Below are 3349 nucleotides of genomic sequence, written 5' to 3'. Positions count from 1 at the left end.
CAGATAAGGTGGTTACCGTAAGCTCTCGCGTAGCCGGTGCTGCAACTAGAGCGGCAAGTGAAATAGGCAAAAGCAGTCGCTTGAAAGAGAGTGAAAACTGAGTCGTTTTCGCTGTGCTACTACTTGGTAAAAATGAGATTAGTCGATCCATGGGTGTTACTCAAAAATAGGTGTCTAAAGATTAATATATACGAATGATAATAATTATCAATTGCATTCTTGGGTTTTTTCTCTATTCTTGAAGTGGGGAAAATCGACGAAACATGACCAAACTAAAAAAATAAGGTAAAGTGTGCCTAATAAAGAGAGGCTCTATAGGTAGAGTCGTAATTGTTAGTGTAATAGGAAGAAACATGATTTTAGTTGTTGGTCACAAAAACCCTGATAGTGACAGTATTTGTAGTGCGTTAGTTGCAACAGAGCTTCTTAAAGCTCGTGGCGAGGAAGCGACACCAATTCGCCAAGGCGAGATCAACCGCGAAACTCAACACATTCTTGAAGTTGCTGGTGCAGAAATGCCAGAACTTCGTACTTCTGTTGCTGGTGAGAAAATCTGGCTAGTAGACTACTCAGATCTAGCACAAGCACCAGACGATGTTGCTGACGCAGAGATCCTAGGTATTGTCGATCACCACCGTCTAGGCGACGTGATGACAGTTAACCCAATGGAAGCTTGGATCTGGCCTGTTGGTTGTACTAACACAGTACTTTTCAACATGTTCAAGATTGAAGGTCACGCTATCTCTCAACAAATCGCTAAGCTAATGATGTCTGCAATCCTTTCAGACACTGTTGGTTTCGCATCTCCAACTTGTACTCAAAAAGATAAAGACGCGGTTGCTGAACTTGCTGAAATCGCTGGCGTAGACGACGTTGATGCATTCATCAAAGCACTTCTAATCGCTAAAACAAACATCGAAGGCCTATCTGCTGCACAGCTAGTAGAAAAAGACCTTAAAGGCTACCCATTCAACGGTCGCGATGTTGTTGTTGGTCAAGTTGAGCTTGCGACTCTTGAGCAAGTAGATGGCATGATCGAAGCACTTGAAGCGGATCTTGAAGAGCGTTGTGAGAAAGACGGTCTAGCATTCGCTGCTGTAATGCTTACTGACATCACCACAGCTCAAACTCGTCTACTTTACAAAGGTGAGTGGGCTGATAAATTGGTTAAGCACGAAAAAGACGGCATGCTAATGATGGAAAATACATTAAGCCGTAAGAAACAAGGCTGGCCTTGGCTACAAGGTGAGCTTGTTTAATCAAGTCACTTAATAATAAACGCCTGCTAACTTAGCAGGCGTTTTTCTTTGAAGTAAGCACTTTTCTTCATCGATAATATTTGCAGTTAAAAGCACGCTGCATAAAATAACTTTAAGCGCAAAGTTACTGACTAAAGTAGGAAACTAAGATGACTACACAGCTAGACGATAAAAGAATCGCTGAAATTAATAAGTACACGGGTGAGCAACGCCTAAAGTACTGTGTGAAAGAAATCGTAGCAAACCGTGAAGTATGGATCTTAACCGATGAGCACGGTTGTGTAATGCTAAACACAGAAGACGAAGACTGCGTTCCTGTATGGCCAAACCAAGAGTTTGCTGAGTCATGGGCGACAGGTGACTGGGCTGAGTGTAAGGCTGAGTCTATCTCATTAAACAAATGGCACAGCCGTTGGACGAACGGTCTAGAAGACGATGAACTTGCTGTGGTTGTATTCCCTAACGAGCAAGAAGAAGGCGTTATCCTGTTCCCTGATGAATTTGACTTCGAGCTGAAAAAACAGGCTGCTAAGCGTTAATCTTCTCGTCACATCATAAGTCAGCGTTGCCTTCTGTTAGGCAACGCTTTAATCCTGTTTGCTGTTGCAGCGTCCCCCAAGTAACACAACTACTATCTCGCGTACTAATATCCAATCAACTGATACAAAGGTGCTTGCTGTGCAGTGTTTGGTGCCCGTTTAAGTACACCCGTCTCTTGATACCTCTTCAAAATTTTTCGCACAATGGGTCTTACTTGTGTTTTGGTCATCCCAGGTTTTAACTCTGGTTCGTAGAGTAATTGAAGTAGCACCACATCTAACGGTGAAAGTAGATCCTCTGGCGTATGATCGTTGAAGATGGAAGGGTAGGCTTTATCTGAATCATTGGGTAGCCCAAGAATTTGTGTGATTTCTTCTACGATACAGGCGACAAGCTTTCCTCGTGATCTAGCCTGATCAACAGGAATAATGATTCCTGCATAGACAATTTCACCTTTTGCGTTAGCTCGATAACCCGCTGTGCAAATCGCACTGTTTAGGTGCTCGGTCGATTTGAGATTGAGTACACGTTTGGACTCGGAAATCCACTTGCTTTGCCTGGTGTATATCCATTTAACGTTCGCTTCAGGCTCTTTACTGACGAGTGAGATGGGGTGTTGGGTCACTTGAGCTAAGTGCTGGATATGCAGTTCGGCGAGTTCTTGATGAAGTTCTTTATCGACGACACGATGGTCAATCCAAACTTTGATAGGTTGCTGCCATTTGGCGAGTGGTTTAGTTCCTGAGGCGTATTCGTGTTGCAGTGCCACGTTATAAAACGCGGTTTCTATGAAGGCTTTATCTAACCAAGTCAGCGGTGTGCTTGCCGCTTTAAATGAGAGGCTGATAAGCAAGAGGGGAAGCATTGTAGCGGTTCGTAACATACTTTCCCTCCTACTCAACATAGCTTGGTTCTAGCTTAGTCGTTTCAGCTTAGTGGTTTGGCGCTTTGGAGAAATGGCTCTCAACCAGTCTTTGGGTGATTTGGTGACCTGGGTTGGTTAACACTTCATCGGTGTCTCCGCTCTCAACCACATCGCCTTCGTGCATCACAATGATTTTGTCGGTGATGTGCTTAACAATGCCAAGGTGTTGAGATACGTAGACGAAGGATACGCCCATCTCTTCTTGCAGTTCTAAGAATAGGTTGATGATCTGAGAACGCATTGCCATATCTAGACCGTTCAGAGCTTCGTCAGCGACAATGATTGATGGTTGAAGTATCAAGGCTCGAGCTAGACAAACCCTTTGTTTCTGACCCGCAGCAAGCATCTGAGGGTAGAAGTAAGCATGTTCCGGCAGAAGGCCTACACGTAAGAGTGTGTCCTTTACACGGCGCATACGGGCTTCTGGTGGCATGTTGGTGTTTCGCTTCAAAGGGCCTTCCAGAATACGACCAATCTGAATGCGCGGGTTAAGCGATGTATTGGGATCTTGGAAGATCATGCGAATCAGCTTACAGCGAGTTGAGTAGTCTTTGTGTTCCAGCTTTTCACCGTTTACACGAATCTCACCCGCAGTCGGTTCTACCATGCCTGCTAGCATTCTTGC

The 3349-nt window shown here is 44.5% G+C and carries 4 protein-coding genes; 2 read left to right on the top strand and 2 right to left on the bottom strand.

Annotation, left to right across the window (positions count from 1 at the left end; all coding sequences use genetic code 11):
* Positions 1–353 precede the first annotated feature (353 nt).
* Both BCT81_RS20220 and BCT81_RS20215 read left to right on the top strand, forming a co-directional pair.
* On the top strand, positions 354–1259 hold the full coding sequence (locus BCT81_RS20220) for a manganese-dependent inorganic pyrophosphatase (protein ID WP_102425600.1): 906 nt from the start codon (positions 354–356) through the stop codon (positions 1257–1259).
* 149 nt (positions 1260–1408) lie between these two features.
* Positions 1409–1798: a DUF2750 domain-containing protein gene (locus tag BCT81_RS20215; protein WP_004742050.1), complete on the top strand. Its 390-nt coding sequence runs from the start codon at positions 1409–1411 to the stop codon at positions 1796–1798.
* A 104-nt stretch (positions 1799–1902) separates the two neighbouring features.
* Here BCT81_RS20215 and BCT81_RS20210 read toward each other — a convergent pair whose 3' ends face one another.
* On the bottom strand, positions 1903–2682 hold the full coding sequence (locus BCT81_RS20210; protein ID WP_102425599.1) for a DUF2927 domain-containing protein: 780 nt from the start codon (positions 2680–2682) through the stop codon (positions 1903–1905).
* A 49-nt stretch (positions 2683–2731) separates the two neighbouring features.
* A partial coding sequence (locus BCT81_RS20205) for an ATP-binding cassette domain-containing protein (RefSeq protein ID WP_102425598.1) occupies positions 2732–3349 on the bottom strand: 618 nt, incomplete at its 5' end.

It is taken from the genome of Vibrio sp. 10N.261.52.A1, assembly GCF_002876325.1.
Classification (GTDB): domain Bacteria; phylum Pseudomonadota; class Gammaproteobacteria; order Enterobacterales; family Vibrionaceae; genus Vibrio; species Vibrio chagasii.
Note: the sequence above shows the minus strand (reverse complement) of the source record. Positions and strands in the feature narration are given on the sequence as shown.

Bases quoted from the DNA above. Each gene is read 5' to 3' on its own strand.
- BCT81_RS20210 (WP_102425599.1), bottom strand. From the start codon at position 2,682: ATGTTACGAACCGCTACAATGCTTCCCCTCTTGCTTATCAGCCTCTCA.
- BCT81_RS20220 (WP_102425600.1), top strand. From the start codon at position 354: ATGATTTTAGTTGTTGGTCACAAAAACCCTGATAGTGACAGTATTTGT.
- BCT81_RS20215 (WP_004742050.1), top strand. From the start codon at position 1,409: ATGACTACACAGCTAGACGATAAAAGAATCGCTGAAATTAATAAGTAC.